At 39.3% G+C, this 21,164-nt stretch carries 18 protein-coding genes, 3 tRNA genes and 1 other annotated feature; of the genes, 8 read left to right on the top strand and 13 right to left on the bottom strand.

All coding sequences use genetic code 11. The annotated features are described in order from the left end of the window. Positions 1–170: 170 nt before the first annotated feature. From HFK82_RS07855 to yfmF, 7 genes are all read right to left on the bottom strand, one after another. A complete protein-coding gene (locus HFK82_RS07855) occupies positions 171–965 on the bottom strand; it encodes an energy-coupling factor transporter transmembrane component T family protein (protein ID WP_168261376.1) in 795 nt (264 codons plus the stop codon). Further along, positions 958–1,800 carry an energy-coupling factor transporter ATPase gene (locus HFK82_RS07850; protein WP_168261375.1) on the bottom strand — a complete coding sequence of 281 codons (843 nt, stop codon included), beginning with the start codon at positions 1,798–1,800 and terminating at the stop codon, positions 958–960. The genes HFK82_RS07855 and HFK82_RS07850 overlap by 8 nt, the downstream gene beginning before the upstream one ends. After that, on the bottom strand, positions 1,776–2,618 hold the full coding sequence (locus HFK82_RS07845; RefSeq protein WP_168261374.1) for an energy-coupling factor ABC transporter ATP-binding protein: 843 nt from the start codon (positions 2,616–2,618) through the stop codon (positions 1,776–1,778). The genes HFK82_RS07850 and HFK82_RS07845 overlap by 25 nt, the downstream gene beginning before the upstream one ends. Beyond that, positions 2,615–3,157 (bottom strand): CDP-diacylglycerol--glycerol-3-phosphate 3-phosphatidyltransferase, encoded by a 543-nt coding sequence (gene pgsA / locus HFK82_RS07840; protein ID WP_154455081.1) that lies wholly within the window; start codon positions 3,155–3,157, stop codon positions 2,615–2,617. Before pgsA ends, HFK82_RS07845 begins: the two co-directional genes overlap by 4 nt. 13 nt (positions 3,158–3,170) lie before the next feature. Continuing rightward, positions 3,171–4,115, bottom strand: coding sequence for a helix-turn-helix domain-containing protein (locus HFK82_RS07835; RefSeq protein WP_168261373.1), 945 nt, complete (start codon positions 4,113–4,115; stop codon positions 3,171–3,173). A gap of 67 nt (positions 4,116–4,182) precedes the next feature. Next, a complete protein-coding gene (gene yfmH, locus HFK82_RS07830; protein ID WP_168261372.1) occupies positions 4,183–5,475 on the bottom strand; it encodes an EF-P 5-aminopentanol modification-associated protein YfmH in 1,293 nt (430 codons plus the stop codon). Next, complete coding sequence (yfmF, locus tag HFK82_RS07825) at positions 5,476–6,720, bottom strand: EF-P 5-aminopentanol modification-associated protein YfmF (protein ID WP_168261371.1); 1,245 nt, start codon at positions 6,718–6,720, stop codon at positions 5,476–5,478. 87 nt (positions 6,721–6,807) lie between these two features. On the opposite strand from yfmF, the gene yaaA reads away from it, so the two are divergent. Both yaaA and recF read left to right on the top strand, forming a co-directional pair. Next, a complete protein-coding gene (gene yaaA / locus HFK82_RS07820) occupies positions 6,808–7,179 on the top strand; it encodes a S4 domain-containing protein YaaA (RefSeq protein WP_154455077.1) in 372 nt (123 codons plus the stop codon). A 1-nt stretch (position 7,180) separates the two neighbouring features. Next, complete coding sequence (gene recF, locus HFK82_RS07815; protein WP_154455076.1) at positions 7,181–8,284, top strand: DNA replication/repair protein RecF; 1,104 nt, start codon at positions 7,181–7,183, stop codon at positions 8,282–8,284. Positions 8,285–8,327: 43 nt separating this feature from the next. Here recF and HFK82_RS07810 read toward each other — a convergent pair whose 3' ends face one another. The 3 genes from HFK82_RS07810 to trpS all read right to left on the bottom strand — a co-directional run bounded on the left by HFK82_RS07810 (position 8,328) and on the right by trpS (position 12,128). Next, positions 8,328–9,194 carry a GRP family sugar transporter gene (locus HFK82_RS07810; protein ID WP_168261370.1) on the bottom strand — a complete coding sequence of 289 codons (867 nt, stop codon included), beginning with the start codon at positions 9,192–9,194 and terminating at the stop codon, positions 8,328–8,330. 200 nt (positions 9,195–9,394) lie between these two features. Further along, positions 9,395–10,876 carry an IMP dehydrogenase gene (gene guaB / locus HFK82_RS07805; RefSeq protein WP_168261369.1) on the bottom strand — a complete coding sequence of 494 codons (1,482 nt, stop codon included), beginning with the start codon at positions 10,874–10,876 and terminating at the stop codon, positions 9,395–9,397. 229 nt (positions 10,877–11,105) lie between these two features. Then, a complete protein-coding gene (gene trpS, locus HFK82_RS07800) occupies positions 11,106–12,128 on the bottom strand; it encodes a tryptophan--tRNA ligase (protein WP_168261368.1) in 1,023 nt (340 codons plus the stop codon). Positions 12,129–12,183: 55 nt separating this feature from the next. Beyond that, positions 12,184–12,384 (bottom strand) — a binding site (T-box leader). 161 nt (positions 12,385–12,545) lie between these two features. Between trpS and HFK82_RS07795 the strand changes: the two genes are divergently transcribed. The 3 genes from HFK82_RS07795 to HFK82_RS07785 all read left to right on the top strand — a co-directional run bounded on the left by HFK82_RS07795 (position 12,546) and on the right by HFK82_RS07785 (position 17,797). Further along, positions 12,546–13,418, top strand: coding sequence for a YitT family protein (locus HFK82_RS07795; protein WP_154455072.1), 873 nt, complete (start codon positions 12,546–12,548; stop codon positions 13,416–13,418). A gap of 83 nt (positions 13,419–13,501) precedes the next feature. Beyond that, positions 13,502–15,124, top strand: a complete 1,623-nt coding sequence (locus HFK82_RS07790; RefSeq protein ID WP_154455071.1) for an ATP-binding cassette domain-containing protein — start codon at positions 13,502–13,504, stop codon at positions 15,122–15,124. 81 nt (positions 15,125–15,205) lie between these two features. Then, positions 15,206–17,797 (top strand): YfhO family protein, encoded by a 2,592-nt coding sequence (locus tag HFK82_RS07785; protein WP_168261367.1) that lies wholly within the window; start codon positions 15,206–15,208, stop codon positions 17,795–17,797. 104 nt (positions 17,798–17,901) lie between these two features. On the opposite strand, the gene HFK82_RS07780 is transcribed toward HFK82_RS07785, so the two are convergent. Together HFK82_RS07780 and HFK82_RS07775 are read right to left on the bottom strand one after the other, a co-directional pair. Then, positions 17,902–17,975 (bottom strand) — tRNA-Asn (locus HFK82_RS07780). 26 nt (positions 17,976–18,001) lie between these two features. After that, positions 18,002–18,073 (bottom strand) — tRNA-Glu (locus HFK82_RS07775). 162 nt (positions 18,074–18,235) lie between these two features. Between HFK82_RS07775 and HFK82_RS07770 the strand changes: the two genes are divergently transcribed. Beyond that, positions 18,236–18,309, top strand: a tRNA-Arg gene (locus HFK82_RS07770). A 41-nt stretch (positions 18,310–18,350) separates the two neighbouring features. On the opposite strand, the gene rlmH is transcribed toward HFK82_RS07770, so the two are convergent. Next, positions 18,351–18,830, bottom strand: coding sequence for a 23S rRNA (pseudouridine(1915)-N(3))-methyltransferase RlmH (gene rlmH / locus HFK82_RS07765; RefSeq protein WP_154455338.1), 480 nt, complete (start codon positions 18,828–18,830; stop codon positions 18,351–18,353). A 225-nt stretch (positions 18,831–19,055) separates the two neighbouring features. On the opposite strand from rlmH, the gene HFK82_RS07760 reads away from it, so the two are divergent. Next, the gene (locus HFK82_RS07760) at positions 19,056–20,282 is read left to right on the top strand and encodes a S1C family serine protease (RefSeq protein WP_206151178.1); all 1,227 of its coding nucleotides are present in this window, start codon (positions 19,056–19,058) and stop codon (positions 20,280–20,282) included. A gap of 75 nt (positions 20,283–20,357) precedes the next feature. Then, the gene (locus HFK82_RS07755; protein ID WP_168261365.1) at positions 20,358–21,140 is read left to right on the top strand and encodes a ParB/RepB/Spo0J family partition protein; all 783 of its coding nucleotides are present in this window, start codon (positions 20,358–20,360) and stop codon (positions 21,138–21,140) included. Positions 21,141–21,164: the final 24 nt, after the last annotated feature.

The following is a 21,164-nucleotide window of genomic DNA, read 5'->3' as shown; positions in this document are numbered from 1 at the left end:
AAAAAAGCACCTTACTGGTGCTATTTTCTTGCCCGCTGAACCCGTATTTTTTAATGTGTTTTAATGTAACTACTACATTAAGTTGGTAATTTTATATGTTTTTGTATTTTCACAATAATAGCGATAAACGTTGATACAACGGGCTTTGTTTATGTTAGTATTTTTGTGCGTTAGTTTGAAAATAAAAATAAGGCTATTCCCAAGGCAAATAATACCATTAACGCCATGGTATCACGACTTTGCCATTGCAAGATACGGTATTTGCTTCTACCTTCTCCTCCTTGATAACCGCGTGCCTCCATCGCCAAGGCCAGAGCATCCGCACGTTTAAAGCTAGAGGCAAACAAAGGAATTAAAATCGGAATGATGGATTTTACCTTTTGGAGAAGGTTTCCTTCACCAAAATCCACCCCACGCGCCCTCTGAGCGTTCATAATACGTGTGGTATCGTCCATCAAAGTTGGCACAAATCTCAAACTCAAAGACAACATCAAGCCAATTTCGTGAGCAGGTACCTTCAAACGTGCAAAGGGCTTCAAGAGTGATTCTACCGCATCAGCTAGACTCAGTGGCGTTGTGGTTAAGGTCAAAAGAGTTGAAAAACAGATAATCAACACAAAACGAATGAAAATCAAAATTGCTTGACTAAGCCCGTAACTGGTAATCTTTAGAAAACCAAGTTGAAAGTAAGTTTCACCACCATGAGTGAAAAACATCTGAAATAAGGTAGTAAATAGAATAATACCAATCATAGGCTGAATGCCCTTTAAAAAGAAGCTTAATTTTAACTGCGATAGCAAAATGATAACCAAAGTAAAGCCAATCATGATGGCATTGGTGACGACATTATTCGCCCAAAAAACGATAATGACATAAGCAATCATAGCCAGCAACTTACTTCTTGGGTCTAGTCGGTGAATCAACGAATTTCCTGGGACGTAGCGTCCTAGTATCAATTTATCCATGTGTAATAACCTCTACAAATTCCTCTATCGTAATCGGAAGATTCTCCAATTTTAGCCCCCTATCCACTAAATCTTGGGCAAATTGAGTGATTTTAGGGACTCCTAGTTGTTTGCTCTTCATAAAGGCAACATCTTGAAAAATAGTTTTAGGATGCCCTGAGCGGACCAAGTACCCACCTTCTAGGATATTAACATGGTCAGCGTAGTTAGCAACGTCATCCATTAAATGAGTCACAAGGACAATTGTCATGCCATTTTGGTGTAAGGTTTTAAATAGGGTCATTAATTCACGGCGTCCTTTGGGGTCAAGACCAGCTGTTGGTTCATCCAAGACCAAAATATCTGGTTCCATAGCTAAAATACCTGCAATCGCCACGCGCCTCATCTGACCACCTGAAAGTTCAAAAGGATTTTTATCAAAAAATTCCTGACCGATACCCACCATGGCTAATTTATCACGTGCGATATCTTCGGCTTCTTCTTTTGACACACCAAAATTTTGCGGACCAAAAGCGACATCTTTGAGAACGGTTTCTTCAAAGAGCTGACTTTCTGGAAATTGAAATACCAAGCCCACTTTTTTACGAACAGACTTGATCTCTTTGTTTTTAGAATCGGCTGTTATCTTAACATCATCCACTAACACACAGCCCTTAGTGGGGACATTTAAGCCATTTAGCAACTGCATAATCGTTGACTTTCCTGAACCTGTATGACCAATGAAAGCGGTATAAGAGCCCTCTGTAATGCTTAAGTTAACGTTAAAAAGGGCACGTCCTTCAAAAGGTGTCCCCGCTTGGTATGTATAATCTACGTTTTCAAGAGTAATTCCCATAATTGATCCTCTAAATCTTTTTCTGTCAGGTAGTTTTGGGTAAAATCAAAGCCTTTGTCTTTTAAAGCTGAGATGAGATTTGTCGAAAATGGAACATCAAGCCCCAAGGTTAGCAAGTCATCCCCTCTATTAAATAATTCTTCTGGGGTTGAGCTAGATTCCACTTTTCCTTTTTTCATGACCAAGACGCGGTCACTTAAAGCCACCTCATCCAAATCATGCGTGATAGAAACCACTGTCATCTGATATTGCTTGCGAATCCCTCTAATCGTTTTGATGAGCTCTAGGCGACCTTCTGGATCCAACATACTCGTCGCCTCATCCAAAATAATAATATCAGGCTGCATGGCTAGAGCTCCAGCGATAGCCACACGTTGTTTTTGACCACCTGAAAGACGTGACGGCTCTCGGTCAGCAAATTCAGACATGCCAACCAAGTCCAAAGCCTTTGCCACGCGTTCCTTCATCTCATCCAAGGGAATGCCTTTGTTTTCAAGACCAAAAGCCACATCGTCTTCAATCGTAGCGCCGACAAATTGGTTATCTGGGTTTTGAAACACCATGCCTATCTTGTGGCGAATATCCCAGACATTGTCTTCGGTCAATAAATCACCTTCGATAAAAATCTGCCCAGATTCTGCAGCCAATAAACCGTCTAATAAACGTACCGTGGTCGATTTTCCTGATCCATTATGCCCAATAATAGACAACCACTCCCCTCGTTTCACGTGAAACGATAAATCATCCAAAGTGTTGTGTTCTTGATTAACATCGTATTTGAAGGTCAAATGCTTCACGTCAATGCTATTTGATGTCATTTAAACGTATCCTCAAACAGGAATCCTGCTTTTCTGAAATAATCATACCCTGAGTAAATGGTGAAGATAAGAGCAACATAAAGTAAAATGGTTCCTATCAATGTGAAGTGACATAATAGGAAAATAATAGAAAACATTTGTGTAAATGTTTTGATTTTCCCAGGCATTTCTGCCGCCAAAACCGTTCCACCATTTTCAACTAATAACAAACGCAAACCTGTAACTGCCAATTCACGGCACACAATAATAGCTGCAATCCAAGCTGGTACCATATTCATAGCCACCAACATGATAAAGGCTGTCATGACTAGCATCTTATCTGCTAATGGGTCAGCAAATTTACCAAAATTGGTCACAACTTTCCAGCGTCTTGCCAAATAACCGTCTAAATAGTCTGTGATGCTCGCGATGGCAAAGATTGCCGCAGCGACAATATGACCAGTCATGTTATTCCAAAAAACCAAAACCAGAATAAACACAGGTATCATGACGATACGCGCCAAGGTTAGTAGATTGGGGATATTTTCTTTTTTTATCATGTTCATTTTCATCCTATTGAATATTAAGTGTAATATAACTCAAAGTTGTGCTTGTGATGGCTGAAGTATCAACTTTTTGTCCGTTAATTGTTACTGTAACACCTTTTGTCACTCCTAGAGTAATCACTGATGATTTAGTTCCTGAAGCAAGGGTTGCAGAGTAACTTGTTGTACCTGTTGAAGAAAGGAGAACCCCTGAATCTCCTGAGGCTGAGTTGGTAACAGATACCCAACTGCTGTCAGCTCCTGATAACGAAATATCAACCGTCACAGTGTCTGGTACATTTGATAGATTCACAGTCAAATTGCTACCACCACCTTCTGTCGTCATTTTCAACTTGTTGTCAGACGATGATGAACTTGTTGACGTTGATGTTGATTCAGAAGAGCTTGAACTACTTGTCGACGATTTGCTATAAACGACAGAATAATCGGTATTCGCAGTGCGGCGGTCGCTTTGCAATTGATTCCACGTTACCAATGACACAAATGCCAAAATTCCCAAAGCCACCAAAGAAAGGAGGATAATCGGAATATAAGACGCTGTCACTTCTTCATTTTTATGACGGCTTGAACGTGAGCCAACTACCATATCATCTGTTCTCACGTTTTGAGAAACACGTTGTGTGCTTGTTGGTGTTTCTGTTTTGTAAGGGACTGCTTTAGAAGTAGGTGCAGCTTGTTTTGGTGCTGGTGCCTTTTTGTCTTCCTTAACAAGTTTAGCTGCTCTTTGCTTACGGTATTTCGCCAATAAATCAGCCGTATCCAAATGAACACATTCCCCATACTTTTGTATGAAATCTTCAATCTGATTTTCAGGAATTAATTGAAACTGCTCCAATTCCAAGGCTAACAGATAAGACGATGAAATGGAGGTTTTTTCTTCAACTTCTTCTAATGTGAGATGTTGTGCAACTCGACTTTCTCTTAAAATATCACCAATCGTTTGTTCTTTCATGTAAAGTTATCCTTTAATAAAAATATAATCAGTTCTATTATAGCAAAATTTTCACAGTATTTCGCTTTTATTTTGGCAAGATTGTGAATTCTGTGACGTCAGCTGTTTTCAGAAAATGCATTCCTGTTTCCACTACTTCTGTGAAAGTAAGACTTTCCAAGAGCGTTGGAATAGTAAAATAATCGCCCTTACCAAGATAATTCACAAACTGCATCCCCAACTGCTCAATAGAATCCAATTCTCTAAAAAATGTCCCGTATAATTCTCTTTTGACAATCGTAAAATGTTCTTCTGACAAGTCAGCTAAGGCTGCGCTGTCATGACTAACCTTATCCAAATGCTTTCTGATTTGATTGAGCATGGCAATCGGTTCTAAAGTATCTAGCGACACCATGACAAATTGAAAGGCTGAGTGGATTTCCATTTCAAAATCAAACGAATCGTCGATATAACCTTTTTTATAAAGGTCTTGATAATAATGGGAAGTCCAACCAATCACCATACCAAAAAAGAGTTTTAAAGCCAGTTTTTGTCGCAAAACAGATTGGTGGCTCTCAAGCGGTTGCCCACGAAAACCAATAGCAATCTTAGGCTGCGTAATATCCATTTGAATATTGCTGCGTGGCACGACAGGGTGGTAAGCTAACGCCTCTTTTTCAATCACGCTCTTATCAGCAGGCGTTTTTTCCTCATCTTTTTCAGTCAAAGAAGCCAAAACAGCGTCTTTATCAAAATGACCGACCAAAACTAAGGTCATATTGTCAAGTTTATAAAACGTTTGATGACTCTCCTGCAAATCAGCCAAGGTCATTTTTTCCAAACTAGCATTGCTACCTGCGATATCTGTCGCCAAGGCTGTATTGGGGTAAAGATTTTCAAGAACACCTTGATATAAGCGATAATCAGCATCATCTTGATACATGGCAATCTCTTGCCTGATAATGTCTTTTTCCTTTAAAACCGATACTTCTGTCATAGAAGCTTCTAAGATAAAGTGCCGCAACACATCAAGGTTTTCATTGACCTTATCAACGGTTGAAAAATAGAAACACGTTTTATCAAAAGTCGTAAAGGCATTGACCTCAGCACCTAAATCAGTGAACTGAGTTGTAACGTCCTTTCCTTCTGCCATTTCAAATAATTTATGCTCTAAAAAGTGAGCCAAACCTTCTGTATCTTGTTTCAAATGGTTATTACTAATGAATTGGGTATCCATCGAACCATATTGAACGCTGAGTAAAGCAAAGGCTTCCTTAAACTCATTTTTTGGAATCAAATAGACGGTTAGACCATTTTGCAAAGTGGTTGAATAAACCGTTTCTTGACTATCTAAAAAAGTGTGTTCATTTAAAGTAACCATCTATTTTCCCTCCAAAAAGTAGAGTGCTTGCAAGACTATCTCTTTTGAATAAGCTACAACATCTGCTTTACAAACATTGTCAACCTCTTTGACTAAAGTGTCAACACCACGACTATCTATGCCATGATAGTCATTATACACCCGCTCAATAGTCGCTTTAGGCGAATCGCCAGATAGGACAACGTTTGTTTTTATCAGTTCTTTCGTACGGTTCAAAAAGGTTTCTGAGAATCGTCCTGATTTCAAATGGGACAATTGCTTGTTGATAAGTTTTAAAACCTTCATCTGATTCTCAGCGTCAATCCCAGCGTAAACATTGAGTAAACCCGTGTAAATATCAAAGCAACTGCCAATCGTATAGGCCAAACCTTCTTTTTCACGTAATTCCTCAAATAAACGCGAATGTGAAAAACCGCCAAATAAACCATTGAAGACTAATAAAGTCGCGTAATCTTCATCAAAATAGCGTGTTGGAAAATAATACCCCAACTGTAAGACCGACTGGCTGACTTCTCTCGTTTCTACCTGTTCTCGAATAACATTGCTCTTGTCTTGGTTGTAAGCAAAACGCAAGGTTTTGTCACGATTTTCAAACGGGAATTTATTGAACAACTGCAACATACGGTAGTCATCAAATTCTCCCAGTAAAAAGATGTCCAACTGGTCTTCTCTAAGCATTTTTTGAAATTCTTGGTAGGCGGTGTAGGAATTTTCAGCAGCAACCAAATCAGCCGTACCATACTTAGACACTTGAAAAACAGGGCTATCGTAGAAAATCTTCTTCAAGCCTAACTCACTACTGTAAAAACTATCATCATTATCCACTCGTAAATACTGAATCAAATTGGCTTGCTCAATGTCAAAAAGCTTCGTCTGGTACTGTTCAACAGTGATAAGAGGCGAAAACAAGGTGTGATACAAAAAATCAATAATATCTTCTAAAATATTTTCTCCTGTCTTGACCAGACGATTTTTCAAGAAAGAGATTTCGATATCCACGATATGCACTAAGCCTTTGGTTGAAACCTTAGTTGACAAACTAGCCCCGTAAAGACTAGCCAAACGTTCTCTGAATCGCTGAGCTGTCGGATAAGTCGCATTTGCCGTTGCTAAAATCTGTGCCACCAAGACACGTTTTGCTACGGTTTCCTGCTGAAATTCTCCCGAAAAGCGAAAGGTTAGGTGGTTCATTTTAAATTGTTCGTTTTGGATTAGGTGTAACGCCACGCCATCAACTAATTTCATGATAAATTCCTTACTAAAAAACCTTAATTACCTAAAATTATACCATGTTTATGTTATAATTACTTGGACTACAGAATGGAGAATGCAATGAAATATACATTATTTGATGATTTTATCACCTTACAAGCCTTGTTAAAAGAACTTGGCATTATCAAAAGCGGAGGTGCTGTCAAAGGCTACTTGGCTGAAACCGCTGTACTTTTTAATGGAGAGGATGAAAAACGCCGTGGAAAAAAACTTCGTGTTGGTGATGTTATTACAATCCCACACGATGCCCTTGAAATTGAAATCGTAGAACCAACACCTGCTGAAAAAGAAGAACACCAACAAGAAATGGCTGAAAAAAAACGTGTGGCTGACTTGGTTAAAACCTTGAATAAGCAAGCAAAAACCAAAACCAAGAAAGACCAACCAAAACAAAATAAAACACGCAAGCCAGTTCGTTTCCCAGGAACTTAACATGTGGATTCAAAAAATCACTTTAAAAAACTACCGCAATTACACTCAAGAAGAATTGACCTTTTCTTCTGGTTTGAATGTCCTTCTTGGTAAAAATGCCCAAGGAAAAACGAATTTCCTTGAAGCCATTTATTTTTTAGCTCTGACCAGAAGCCACCGCACACGAACAGATAAGGAACTCATTCATTTTCAACAGCAAGACCTTTCGGTATCAGGTTTGTTGCAGCGTTCCAACGGTCGAACAACCTTGGATATTCAGCTGTCAAGCAAAGGGCGCTTCACCAAGGTCAATCACCTCAAACAAGCCAAACTGTCTGATTACATCGGAACAATGACCGTTGTTTTGTTTGCTCCTGAGGATTTACAACTTATCAAAGGGTCACCTAGCTTGCGTCGTAAGTTCGTAGATATTGATTTGGGGCAAATTAAACCGATTTACCTATCTGATTTATCCCAGTACAACCATGTGCTAAAGCAGCGCAATACCTATCTCAAAACAGCAGCAAAAGTGGACGCTCAGTTTTTAGACGTTTTGGATGAGCAATTAGCAGAATTTGGTAGCCGCGTCATCCAGCAACGGTTGCAATTTATAGCCAGTATGGAACAAGAAGCTGACCGCTACCATCACACCATTTCAAACCAAACAGAGCACCTGAAAATACACTACAAATCTTCCATTCCATTTACAGAAACAACGAACTTAAAAGAACATTTTTTACAAGCTTTGCAAAAAGCACGCCAACGTGATTTACTCAAAAAAACGACCAGCGTTGGACCACATCGGGATGATTTAGCCTTTTTTATCAACGATATGCCCGCTGGTTTTGGCAGTCAGGGACAGCATAGAAGCCTAATCTTGTCTCTTAAAATGGCAGAGGTGGAACTTATCCAACAAAATACAGGCGATTATCCTATTTTATTACTTGATGACGTGATGAGTGAGTTGGACAATTACCGTCAAACAGAATTGCTCAAAATGATTATTGAAAAGAACGTTCAAACCTTCATCACTACGACAAGCCTTGACCATCTTACCCAAAAACCAAAAGACCTAAAAGTCTTTACCGTTACTAACGGCGTGATACAAGAAAAAGCTGAGTCTTAAGACTCAGCTTTTTTATTGCTTACGTTGACAAAGTTGTCAAGGCTTAATATGATTTAACAAATCCAAGTAAGACTGCTCCGACGATGAAGCAAGCAATACCAATGGTCAACCAACGCATTTCCTTGCGTGTTTTGGTTTCTCCCAAGAACAAGATACCACCAACGATAGAAATGACAACCCCTAATTGTGAGAAACTAAAGGCAATAGCCAATCCTGCTTTAGCAGCAGCTAAAAGCATAAAGATGTTACCAACTCCCCACATCAAACCAACCAAGGTATTTTTAAGAACAACTGGTTCAAATTGAATTCGGAATTTCATGAAAATCATAGCTCCCAAAACCATACCAACTGACATTGGGAAAATAACAGCTAGTGCGTCAAATTTCATGATGTTGTTAAACAAAATCGTGTATGACAAATAACCAACAGTTGAGTAAGTTAAGGCACGGAAACCTTTACCAAAGTCTGTCATTTCATTTGTTTCAGCGTTGTCAGAATCACGTTTACTTGTAAAGTAGAATCCGATAACCAATAAGATTAGGGCAATGATACCAAGTGTGTATTGAATTGGTTTGCTCCATTCACCAAAGACAATAGCACCAATCAAGCTACCAAATACCAATTGGGCACCACTAGACAATGGATTCCCGACAGAAACCCCCATATACTGCATGGCATGGAATTGACCGTTTTGCCCCATAGACCAAAGCATTCCCCCAATGATACCGAAAACCCAGAGGGAAACTGACATTTCTGGTCGAACAAACAACCAAACCACAAATGCAAACAAAAGGGCACCTAATGTCATCCCTAACGTTTGTTGATTGGGTTTACCACCAATTTTATTACTAACAAAACCAATACTTCCCCATGCGAACATAGGAACTAATGCATATAAAATACCTTGCATGTCTTCTCCTTTATTATCTTGATTTACAAATAGTTTAAAAAGTATCCGTTTACATTATGATGAAAATTTTTTAAACTTTTTTTGTAAACATAGTTATATATTTTACCATAATTTTCATTATTTTGTAAAGGAAATAATGGATTTATGTCAAATAAAAAGAGAGGACGCTTGTCCTCTCTAGTATCATCGTATTTTTTAAATTAGTGAACTGAATAGTTTGGTGCTTCGTTTGTGATTTGCACATCGTGTGGGTGACTTTCAATCAAACCTGCACCTGACATTTCAACAAATTGTGCTTTATCATGAAGGGCAGCAATGTTTTCAGCTCCCACGTATCCCATACCTGAACGAATACCGCCAAGCATTTGGAAGACGATATCAGCTACGGCACCTTTGTAAGCCACGCGACCTTCGATTCCTTCTGGAACCAATTTGTTTGCTTCGTTAACTGAACCTTGGAAGTAACGGTCGCTTGAACCTTTCTTCATAGCTGCAATTGAGCCCATTCCACGGTAAGTTTTGAATTTACGACCTTGGTAAATTTCAGTTTCACCAGGTGCTTCGTCAGTACCTGCAAACATTGAACCAAGCATAACCGCATTACCACCAGCTGCCAAGGCTTTCACAATATCACCAGAGTATTTGATACCACCATCAGCGATGATTGTTTTACCATATTCACGCGCAACTGCTGCTGCATCGTAAATAGCAGTAACTTGAGGAACACCGACACCGGCAACCACACGCGTTGTACAGATTGAACCAGGACCGATCCCGACTTTAACCACATCAACACCTGCTTCGTAAAGAGCGCGTGCACCTTCTGCAGTTGCTACGTTACCAGCAATCAATGTGCGTTCTGGGAAGTGTTGACGAATTTCAGCGATTTTACGAAGAACACCAGCTGAGTGACCGTGTGCTGTATCGATAACGATAGCATCTGCGCCAGCTTCAAAAAGAGCTTCTGCACGTTCAAATGTATCTGAAGTAACACCAACAGCTCCAGCAACCAAAAGACGTCCAAATTCATCTTTTGCTGCGTTAGGGAATTCGATAACTTTTTCAATATCTTTGATAGTGATCAATCCTGATAGGCGACCTTCTTCATCAACTAAAGGTAATTTTTCAATGCGATGTTCGTGAAGGATACGCTCTGCTGTTTCCAAATCTGTTCCAACTGGAGCAGTCACCAATTCTTCACTTGTCATATGTTTTGAAATTGGTGTGTGGTAATCTGAAATAAAGCGCATATCACGGTTGGTAATGATACCAACCAATTTACGATTTTCAAGTGTTTCAACAACTGGAACACCACTGATACGATAACGTTGCATCAATTCTTCAGCTTCTGAAACAGAATGCTCAGGTGTTAAGAAGAATGGGTCAATAATAACGCCATTTTCAGAACGTTTTACCTTGCGAATTTCTTCAGCTTGTTCTTGAATTGACATGTTTTTATGAATAACTCCAAGACCACCTGCGCGTGCGATGGCAATTGCCATTTTACTGTCAGTTACAGTATCCATAGCAGCTGTCACGATAGGAATGTTCAATGTCAAATTTTTTGCAAGTTTGGTTTGCATGTTAACTTCGTTTGGAAGAACATGACTCTCAGCAGGAATAAGCAATACATCATCAAAAGTGTAACCTTTTTTCAAAAATTTAGTGTCCCAATTTGACATTTATTAACCCTCTTTTCTATGCTAGTACTTAGGGAATTCCAATCCCAGCTTACTTTTGTTGTTACTATCATATCATGCTAAAATCATTTGTCAATAAACTAAATTCAATTTTTTAATTTAACTATAAACGTTAAAAAAGGATGTTAAAGCCTTTTTCCCTGAAAAAACAAAAAATCCAAAAGCCTGATGACTTTTGGATTTAAACTGCTAATAGCCTGTCTAACAATGATTAAAAATAGTTGATACCCATAGCTGCTTTGACTTCTGATAGGGTCTGACCAACCACTTCACGCGCTGCTTCGCTGCCTTTTTCTAGCATGCGGAAAACTTCGCCCATGTCTTTGGCATATTCTAAGCGACGTTCGCGAATAGGAGCTAATTCACGTTCCAAGATTTCTAGCAAGTAACGTTTGGTTTTAACATCCCCAAGACCACCACGTTGGTAGTGTTCTTTCATGGCTGCAATATCGGCTTGATCTTCCTCGCGTCCAAAAATATCAAGGTAATAAAAGACCATATTGCCTTCAATTTGACCTGGATCCTCCACACGCACGTGATTAGGATCAGTGTACATGCTCATCACTTTTTTACGAACAGTATCCGCGTCATCAGACAAGTAAATGCCATTGCCAAGTGATTTAGACATTTTGGCATTGCCATCTAAACCTGGCAAACGTCCAGCTACTTCGTTTTCTGGGAAAATCCCTTCTGGTTCTACCAAAATATCGGTTTTATAGGTATGATTGAAACTGCGTACGATTTCACGTGTTTGCTCAATCATCGGTTTTTGGTCATTTCCAACTGGCACATAATTGGCTTTAAAAGCGGTAATATCTGCAGCCTGAGAAATTGGGTAAACCAAGAAACCTGTTGGGATAGAGCTACCAAAGCCTTTTTGGGCAATTTCACTTTTAACGGTTGGGTTGCGTTCCAAACGTGCTAGTGATACCAAATTCATGTAATACATGGTCAATTCAGCCAATTCTGGGATTTGACTTTGAATGAAAATGGTTGATTTAGCAGGGTCAAGTCCCACAGATAAGTAATCCAAAGCTACGTTTCCGACAGATTCTCGAATGATTTCTGATTCTTTGGCATGGTCAGTCAAAGCTTGTTGGTCTGCCAAGAAAACAAACATGTCGTACTTGTCTTCATTTTGCAACAAGACACGATTTTTTAGGCTTCCAACATAATGTCCCAAGTGCAATTTTCCTGTTGGACGGTCGCCTGTTAAAATAATAGGTTTAGTCATTTTATCACCTCAATATTTATTGTAAACATAAAAATAGCCTCACGTAGCATCACTACGTGAGGGCGTCATGGATACGCGGTACCACCTCAATTGATAGAAAAGCTTATCATCTCTTTACCACTATGCAAGATTTACAACCGTGTAAATCCCTTTTGTCAAACATCAGCCCATTCATACAAAAAGACTACTGATTCTCAGCACCATCAGCTCTCTAAAAGTCCCACTTTGTATTACTTTTCTGAATCTTCTTTATTCTATGAAATTATCCTTTTTTTGTCAAGTTGAGCGACGCTTTCCACTAAAAATGGAAAAACGGATTTTACACCGAATTGAGGCGACAAATCTTGACGCGGTGACACTTCTTTGTCATAATAGAAACGCTTGTATATCAGGCTATTTCGCTTTTGAGGAGTTCTAATGAAAAAGAGATTGATAGATATTGGATTGGTGACGACTGGGTCACTGATTGCCGCTGTTGGCTTTAACACTTTTTTCCTAGAAAATCACATCGCTTCTGGTGGCGTTGTGGGACTTGCAGTCAGTTTTAAAGCCTTGTTTGGTTGGAATACAGGGGATTTTGTGCTCTTGTCCAATTTCCCTTTGTTACTGGCTTGTTGGTTCTTTTTGGGTCGCGAAATCTTCTTTAAAACGGTTTATGGTTCTTGGATTTATTCCATCTTTGTCAAATTAACCGAAGGACTTCCAAATCTGACGGACAATACCTTGCTCGCGGCTATTTTTGGAGGCATTATTTGTGGTTTTGGGTTAGGTGTTGTTTTTTGGGGTAATTCATCAACAGGGGGAACAGGTATTCTCACACAAATCTTGCACAAATACACTCCCCTTCCTCTTGCAGTTGCCATGACCATTGTTGATGGTTTTAGTGTGGCTATGGGCTTTATTGCCTTTGATATTGATACGGTCATGTATTCTATTATCGGCCTGCTTGTCATTGGTTACGTGGTCAATAGCATGCAAATTGGGGTGACTTCGTCACGTAATGTTATGATTATTTCCCCAAAAAACCAAGCCATCAAAGAATACATTGCTACTAAGGCAGATAGAGGGGTTTCTGAAATTCCCATCACAGGTGGCTACTCTGGGAAAAATAAAACCATGTTGATGACTACGGTTTCTATTCAGGAAGTATCACGACTAGAAAAGAATATTTTAAGCATTGACCCAACAGCTTTTGTGGTCATCATGCCAGCCACACACGTCAGAGGACGCGGCTTTAGTCTGAAAAAACAGTACGCTCTTGACGATGAAGATTTGATTTTACCAATGTAGGATAAGGCTTAATTTTCGCACATTGAAAATTAAGCCTTTTTCATGTACAATGAAGGTCATAGATAAATATTACGAGGTGACAAATGCTTACAGTTTCTGATGTATCATTGCGTTTTAGTGATCGAAAATTATTTGATGACGTTAACATCAACTTTACAGCTGGAAATACCTACGGCTTGATCGGGGCTAACGGTGCTGGAAAATCAACATTTCTAAAAATTTTAGCTGGAGATATCGAGCCAACGACTGGACATGTTTCACTTGGACCAAATGAACGCTTGTCTGTTCTTCGCCAAAATCACTTTGACTACGAAGAAGAACGTGTCATTGATGTAGTTATCATGGGAAATGAAAAACTTTATAACATCATGAAAGAAAAAGATGCTATTTACATGAAAGCTGACTTTTCTGATGAAGACGGTGTTCGTGCGGCAGAACTTGAAAGTGAATTTGCTGAACTTGGTGGTTGGGAAGCTGAAAGCGAAGCCTCACAACTTCTACAAAACCTTAACATTTCAGAAGACCTCCACTACCAAAACATGAGCGAATTGGCAAACGGGGACAAGGTTAAGGTGCTTTTGGCTAAGGCTTTATTTGGGCAACCTGATGTGCTCCTTCTTGACGAGCCAACCAACGGTCTTGACATCCAATCTATTTCTTGGTTAGAAGATTTCTTGATTGATTTTGAAAATACCGTTATCGTGGTTTCCCATGACCGTCACTTCCTAAACAAAGTGTGCACGCACATGGCTGACCTTGACTTTGGTAAAATTAAACTTTACGTTGGTAACTACGACTTCTGGAAACAATCTTCAGAACTAGCTGCTCGTTTGCAAGCTGACCGTAATGCCAAAGCTGAAGAAAAAATCAAAGAATTGCAAGAATTTGTGGCACGTTTCTCTGCCAACGCTTCTAAATCAAAACAAGCCACATCACGTAAGAAAATGCTTGATAAAATTGAGTTAGAGGAAATTGTTCCTTCTAGCCGTAAATACCCATTTATCAAGTTTAATGCAGAGCGTGAACTCGGTAAGGATTTGCTAACAGTCGAAAACCTATCTGTTAAAATCGACGGTGAAACGGTTATCGACAATATCAGCTTTATTTTACGACCAGGTGACAAGACTGCTTTCATCGGGCAAAACGATATCCAAACAACTGCTTTGATTCGTGCCTTGATGGATGACATCGACTACGAAGGTACTATTAAATGGGGTGTGACAACTAGCCGCTCTTACCTACCAAAAGATAATTCACGTGATTTTGCATCTGGCGAATCTATCTTAGAATGGCTACGTCAATTTGCTTCAAAAGAAGAAGACGACAATACCTTCCTTCGTGGTTTCCTTGGACGTATGCTTTTCTCTGGTGATGAGGTTAACAAGTCTGTCAACGTGTTGTCAGGGGGAGAAAAAGTGCGCGTGATGCTTTCTAAGTTGATGCTATTGAAATCAAATGTTCTCGTGCTTGACGACCCAACTAACCACTTGGACTTGGAATCTATCTCAAGTTTGAACGACGGCTTGAAAGACTTTAAAGAATCAATCATTTTTGCCAGTCATGACCATGAGTTTATCCAAACCCTTGCTAATCACATCGTTGTGATTTCTAAAAATGGGGTCATTGACCGTATCGACGAAACATATGATGAGTTTCTTGAAAATGAAGAGATTCAAGCCAAAGTCCAAGAACTTTGGAAAGATTAACAAAATCACATTTCACATCATTTTGATACTTATAGAAGGAAACAGGTTGGGATTAGTATCTCAACCTGTCTTACTAAAGCCATGACACTAAAATCTTTAAAACCAAATCGTAATACCCTTTATTACCTCATTGCCTTTATCTTGCCTGTTGCTATTTTAGGTGTGACCCTATTTTCCAAAGATATTTTCATCAACAGCAAAACGACTATTTTAGCCAGTGATGGTTTTCATCAGTATGTCATTTTTGCTGAAAATTTACGGAATATTTTACATGGATCAGATAGCCTCTTTTACACCTTTACCAGCGGTCTAGGTTTAAACTTTTACGCCTTGATAAGTTATTATTTAGGGAGCTTCTTCTCGCCGCTCGTTTATTTCTTTAGCTTAAAAACAATGCCTGATGCTATTTATATCTTGACCTTGCTCAAGATTGGTTCTATGGGGCTCTCTTGTTTTTACAGCCTAAGACATCTCTATCCCAAAGTGTTAAAACCACTGAGCATTATCTTATCAACATCTTATGCCTTGATGAGTTTTGCGATAAGCCAAATTGAAATCAATATGTGGCTGGATGTTTTCATCCTTCTCCCTTTGATTATTTTAGGGTTAAATCGCTTGTTGGCTCAGCAAAAATACGTTCTTTACTACGTCAGCTTAACCATTCTCTTTATCCAAAATTACTATTTTGGTTACATGGTTGCTATCTTTCTTACCCTTTATTTTCTCGTTCAACTCAGTAAAAACTTAAAATGGCGAGTGGTTGGACGTCAATTTTTAGACTTTACAGTGATGTCAATCGCAGCAGGTTTATCAAGTTGCATCATGCTACTGCCAACTTATTTAGACCTTTCAACACACGGGGAAGAATTTTCATCCTTTACAGGCTGGTTGTCTGACTCTTCTTGGTTTTTAGATATTTTTGCTAAAAATTTCGTTGGTGCTTACGACACTACAAAATTTGGTTCCATTCCGATGATTTATGTCGGTATTTTCCCCCTCATTTTAGCTCTTGTTTTCTTTAGCATTAAGTCAATTAAGTGGCAAACGCGCCTTGCTTACGGGCTTATGATAACTGTTCTTATCACTAGTTTCTACCTTGAACCCTTGGACCTTATTTGGCAAGGGATGCATTCGCCAAATATGTTTCTTCATCGCTATTCTTGGACCCTCTCTATCCTCGTGATTTTATTAGCAGCTGAAACACTGTCACACTTAGAAGAATTAAGCTTAAAACAATACCTTGTTGGAATCATTCCTGTTACTATTGGATTGATTGCCACCGTGGTACTAAAAAGCCACTACAAGTTTTTAGAAACGTCACAGATTGTGATTACATTTTCTTTTTTGCTAGCCTACATAACCCTTTTGGTTAGCTATGCGAAAAATAGTCTTTCCTTAACTATTTTTGTTGGCTTTACACTCTTGTTTACACTCTTTGAAATTTCGCTTAATACCTACTATCAGATCAATGCTCTCGGCAACGAATGGGTCTTTCCTTCACGTCAAAGTTATGAACGCTATTTGACAGACATTGACAAGCTTGTCAAGAAGACCAAGTCAGAAAATAGCAACTTTTACCGTATGGAAGAACTTCTTCCTCAGACAGGTAACGACAGTATGAAATACAATTACAACGGCATCTCGCAATTTTCATCTATTCGAAATACCGCTTCTAGCAGCACCCTAGACCGTCTAGGTTTCAAATCAACTGGGACCAACCTCAATCTGCGTTACCAAAACAATACCTTGCTAATGGATAGCTTATTTGGCATCAAGTACAACCTCGCTGAAATTGGGGTTAATAAGTACGGCTTCAATTACAATGACGGCTCTGGCAACGTCATGCTTTATGAAAACCAAAACGCTAGTCAGCTGGCTATCTTAACCAATGGCATTTACAAAGATGTCACATTTACCGTCAATACACTGGATAACCAAACCAATTTCATCAATCGTTTGACAGGATTATCAGAGAAATTTTATACCCGCTTACCTTCTCAACTCATTAGTGGGGCAAATCAGCTCAATAACCGTGTTACAACAACTTACGAGGGGCAAGTAACCACAGCAGTTACTTACCAAGTAACCGTCCCCGACAATACGCAATTATATGTCAGCGTGCCTAATATTACTTTCTCTAATGAAAATAACGAATCTGTCCAAATAACCGTCAATGGACAGACAACTAATTACACCACAGACAATGCTTATAGCTTATTTGACCTTGGTTATTTTTATCTAGGACAAACCATTGATATTACCTTCCATTTCCCTGAAAATGAACAAGTTTCCTTTGACCAACCTAACTTTTATGCCCTTGACATAAACAGTTACCAAAAAGCAATGGATAAACTCAATCAGCAAGAGGTTCAAGTGACCACTTCTAAAAACACCATAACAGCCACCTACACTGCTGACAAGGACAGTTCTCTCCTCTTTACCATACCTTATGATAAAGGATGGACAGCCACTCAAAACGGCAAGAAAATCGCTCTAACAAAAGCTCAAGACGGCTTTATGAAAGTCAACGTCAAAGCAGGACAAGGTCAAGTCACATTAACTTATGTCCCTGAAGGGTTCCAATTAGGTGCCTGCCTATCCCTAGCTGGTGTCTTAGTATTTAGTGGTTATTATATCATTAGAAAGAAAAAACGCCCTGCAGGCGCTAAATAAGCCTTTAAAAAGAGATTAGGTTTTTCCCTAATCTCTTTTATGTGCTTTACAGTATCGGAATAAAAAACGTCCCAAGCCAAAACTTAGGACGGGGTGTCTTATCACTCCGGCAGTAGGACTCGAACCTACGACATCATGATTAACAGTCATGCGCTACTACCAACTGAGCTATGCCGAATAAAGAAAAAAACTGCAGAGCAGCTATAGTCCGTACGGGATTCGAACCCGTGTTACCGCCGTGAAAAGGCGGTGTCTTAACCCCTTGACCAACGGACCAAATCATCATTACTTTTATTATTATAGCAGATATTTTAGATTTGTCTATAGTTTTTTTCAAAAAAAGTAAGATATTTTTGATCAATACTTGGTAACAGCTAAAGGATCTGGTTTCTAGTTGACAAATCAGGCGTTTTTTTGATAAAATAACAAAGTTGATACGGTCTCATAGCTCAGCTGGATAGAGCATTCGCCTTCTAAGCGAACGGTCGCAGGTTCGAATCCTGCTGGGATCATAAAACGAAGCCTGAAAAAGGAGGACACTAGTCCTCCTTTTTTATTTGTGATAGGGACTGCCTTGTTGAATCATAAAGGCACGGTAGATTTGCTCTGATAGCACCAAACGCATCAATTGGTGAGGTAGCGTCATCTTGCCAAAACTCAACTTTAGATTAGCTTTTTGCTTGACCTTGTCCGCTAAACCTAGACTACCACCAATCACAAAGGCAATGCTAGAATAACCTCGCACTGTCGCATCTGAAATGACCTGACTAAAGGCCTCAGAACTCAACATTTCCCCTTCGATGGCTAAAATAATCACATAATCACGCTCAGAAAGCTTCGCTAAAATACGATCGCCTTCTTTTTCCATGATTTGCTGATTTTGCGCTTCGCTAGCCTTATCTGGCGTTTGTTCATCAGGCAATTCAATCATTTCAAACTTTGTGAACCGACTCATGCGCTTACGGTATTCAGCAATACCATCTTTTAGATACTTTTCTTTTAATTTTCCAACAGCAATAATTTTAACTTTCATACCTTACATTTTACCACATATTCACAAGTTTTTAACACCTTATCCACATGTTATTAACTTTTTTAGTCCCCTTAGATCCTTTTTATTTCAGGGAAGATATTCACAGTTTTAAAAGTTTTCCACAGGTTGTGTATTACTTTCTTTTTCGCATTATTTAAGTTATAATTAAGTTGATTTTTATATTCTAAGTGAAAAATTGGAGGTGGCTAAGTGAAAAACATTAAACTGCCTAAAGGGCGTTTCAAAAATTGGCTAAAACCATTAGCTATTGTGCTTGTTAGCTTTGTTGCTGGGATTTTAGGTGCGATTTTGGTATTAAATCGTGCGGGAATCTCCCTATCTAACGTGAGTGGTTCAGGTGCCAAAACAACTACGAGTAGCGTGACTTATACCAATTCGACTGATGTCACAAAAGCTGTGGAAAAAGTTCAAGGAGCGGTCGTTTCCGTAATCAATTACCGTTCAGATTCTTCTTCAGGAAATGACATTTACAGTCAGATTTTTGGTAATGACGATTCGATTAACCAGTCAAATAACAGCGGTGATTTGTCAGTTTACAGCGAAGGTTCAGGGGTTATTTACAAAAAAGATGGTGACTCAGCCTATGTTGTAACCAATAATCACGTGGTCGATGGCGCAGAACAAATTGAAATCATGCTAGCCGACGGTAAAAAAGTTGTCGGTGAATTGGTCGGAGCTGACACTTACTCTGACATTGCTGTCGTGAAAATTTCGTCTAAAGATGTCACAACTGTTGCCGAATTTGCCGATTCTAATAAAATCACTGTCGGTGAAACAGCCATTGCTATTGGTAGCCCACTTGGAACAGAATACGCAAACTCAGTAACGCAAGGTATCGTTTCTAGTCTAAGCCGTACTGTAACAATGACTAATGACAATGGTGAAACCATTTCAACCAATGCCATTCAAACAGATGCTGCCATTAACCCAGGAAACTCTGGTGGTGCGCTAATCAATATTGAAGGGCAAGTCATCGGTATTAACTCTAGCAAGATTTCATCAACTTCAAGTTCTGGTGAGTCGGTTGAAGGTATGGGCTTTGCTATTCCGTCAAATGATGTGGTGAAAATCATCAATCAATTGGAGGAAAACGGAAAAGTTATCCGCCCTGCGCTTGGTATTTCAATGGTTAACTTGTCTGATTTGTCAACCAATGCTATTGCACAACTTAATATTCCAACAAGTATCACAAACGGTGTGGTTGTTGCCTCAGTTCAATCTGGCATGCCTGCTGAAGGAAAACTTCAAAAATATGATGTCATCACAGAAGTCGATGGTCAAGAAGTGACATCAACCTCTGACCTACAAAGCGTTCTTTACGGCCATTCTGTTGGAGACTCTGTCAAAGTAACCTTCTACCGTGGTACAGACAAGAAAACTGTGACAATTGATTTAAGTAAAACAACACAAGACTTATCAAGTACAAACTAAGGAAAAAATATGATAGACCAAAAGTGAAGCTGAGACGGTCTCAGCTTCACTTTTTAGAGTTTAGGATGAGAGAAAATGAAAGAGAAACTACAAGTTATATCCATTGAAGATATTTCGCCCAATCCCTACCAACCTAGGCTGGATTTTAAACCAGAAGAACTGGAAGAATTAGCCCAATCAATCAAGTTAAACGGGCTTATTCAGCCGATTATCGTCCGACAATCATCTGTTTTTGGCTACGAGCTTATCGCTGGCGAACGTCGTCTAAAAGCATCTAAACTAGCTGGTCTTAGTGAAATTCCAGCCATCATCAAAACCATTTCTGACCAAAAAAGTATGCAGCTTGCGATTATTGAAAATTTACAGCGCTCGGATTTAAATCCCATTGAAGAAGCAAAAGCTTACAAGCAATTGCTTGAAAAAAATCAGATGACGCATGAGGAATTGGCTCAGTTCATGGGCAAATCGCGTCCCTACATTACCAATTGCCTACGATTACTAAATCTTCCGCCCAGCCTTTCACGCGCGGTGGAAGAAGGAAGCTTGTCGCAAGGTCACGCTCGTTTGTTGTTGACCTTAAAGAGCAAAGAAGAACAGGAGCAGTGGTACCAACGCATTTTAAGCCAAGATATTAGTGTCCGAAAACTGGAGCAACTCCTAAAACCCAAACCAAGTGCTCCCAAAAAGAAAGCGAAGAAGGATATTTTTAAAAAACACCATGAAGACATCCTAAGTCAAAGTCTAGGACTGCCCGTTAGCATTTCGTTTGCTAATAGCAAAAGCATTCAAAAAGGAGAAGTGGTTTTGCATTTTCAGTCGGAAGAAGACTTTAACAGAATTATCAACAAGTTCAAATAGCGTGTGGATTTCCCTTTTTTCTTT

It is taken from the genome of Streptococcus alactolyticus (genome assembly GCF_012277075.1).
GTDB classification, from domain to species: domain Bacteria; phylum Bacillota; class Bacilli; order Lactobacillales; family Streptococcaceae; genus Streptococcus; species Streptococcus alactolyticus.
The sequence above is the reverse complement of the archived record's forward strand: the minus strand, read 5'-3'. Positions and strand labels throughout refer to the sequence as shown.

Excerpts from the sequence above, each read along its gene's own strand:
- HFK82_RS07795 (WP_154455072.1), top strand. The coding sequence starts at position 12,546 with ATGAAAAAGAGATTGATAGATATTGGATTGGTGACGACTGGGTCACTG.
- recF (WP_154455076.1), top strand. The coding sequence starts at position 7,181 with ATGTGGATTCAAAAAATCACTTTAAAAAACTACCGCAATTACACTCAA.
- trpS (WP_168261368.1), bottom strand. The coding sequence starts at position 12,128 with ATGACTAAACCTATTATTTTAACAGGCGACCGTCCAACAGGAAAATTG.
- HFK82_RS07845 (WP_168261374.1), bottom strand. The coding sequence starts at position 2,618 with ATGACATCAAATAGCATTGACGTGAAGCATTTGACCTTCAAATACGAT.
- HFK82_RS07785 (WP_168261367.1), top strand. The coding sequence starts at position 15,206 with ATGACACTAAAATCTTTAAAACCAAATCGTAATACCCTTTATTACCTC.
- HFK82_RS07850 (WP_168261375.1), bottom strand. The coding sequence starts at position 1,800 with ATGGGAATTACTCTTGAAAACGTAGATTATACATACCAAGCGGGGACA.
- HFK82_RS07810 (WP_168261370.1), bottom strand. The coding sequence starts at position 9,194 with ATGCAAGGTATTTTATATGCATTAGTTCCTATGTTCGCATGGGGAAGT.
- yaaA (WP_154455077.1), top strand. The coding sequence starts at position 6,808 with ATGAAATATACATTATTTGATGATTTTATCACCTTACAAGCCTTGTTA.
- pgsA (WP_154455081.1), bottom strand. The coding sequence starts at position 3,157 with ATGATAAAAAAAGAAAATATCCCCAATCTACTAACCTTGGCGCGTATC.
- rlmH (WP_154455338.1), bottom strand. The coding sequence starts at position 18,830 with ATGAAAGTTAAAATTATTGCTGTTGGAAAATTAAAAGAAAAGTATCTA.
- yfmF (WP_168261371.1), bottom strand. The coding sequence starts at position 6,720 with ATGAAATTAGTTGATGGCGTGGCGTTACACCTAATCCAAAACGAACAA.
- HFK82_RS07835 (WP_168261373.1), bottom strand. The coding sequence starts at position 4,115 with ATGAAAGAACAAACGATTGGTGATATTTTAAGAGAAAGTCGAGTTGCA.
- HFK82_RS07855 (WP_168261376.1), bottom strand. The coding sequence starts at position 965 with ATGGATAAATTGATACTAGGACGCTACGTCCCAGGAAATTCGTTGATT.
- yfmH (WP_168261372.1), bottom strand. The coding sequence starts at position 5,475 with ATGGTTACTTTAAATGAACACACTTTTTTAGATAGTCAAGAAACGGTT.
- HFK82_RS07790 (WP_154455071.1), top strand. The coding sequence starts at position 13,502 with ATGCTTACAGTTTCTGATGTATCATTGCGTTTTAGTGATCGAAAATTA.
- HFK82_RS07755 (WP_168261365.1), top strand. The coding sequence starts at position 20,358 with ATGAAAGAGAAACTACAAGTTATATCCATTGAAGATATTTCGCCCAAT.
- guaB (WP_168261369.1), bottom strand. The coding sequence starts at position 10,876 with ATGTCAAATTGGGACACTAAATTTTTGAAAAAAGGTTACACTTTTGAT.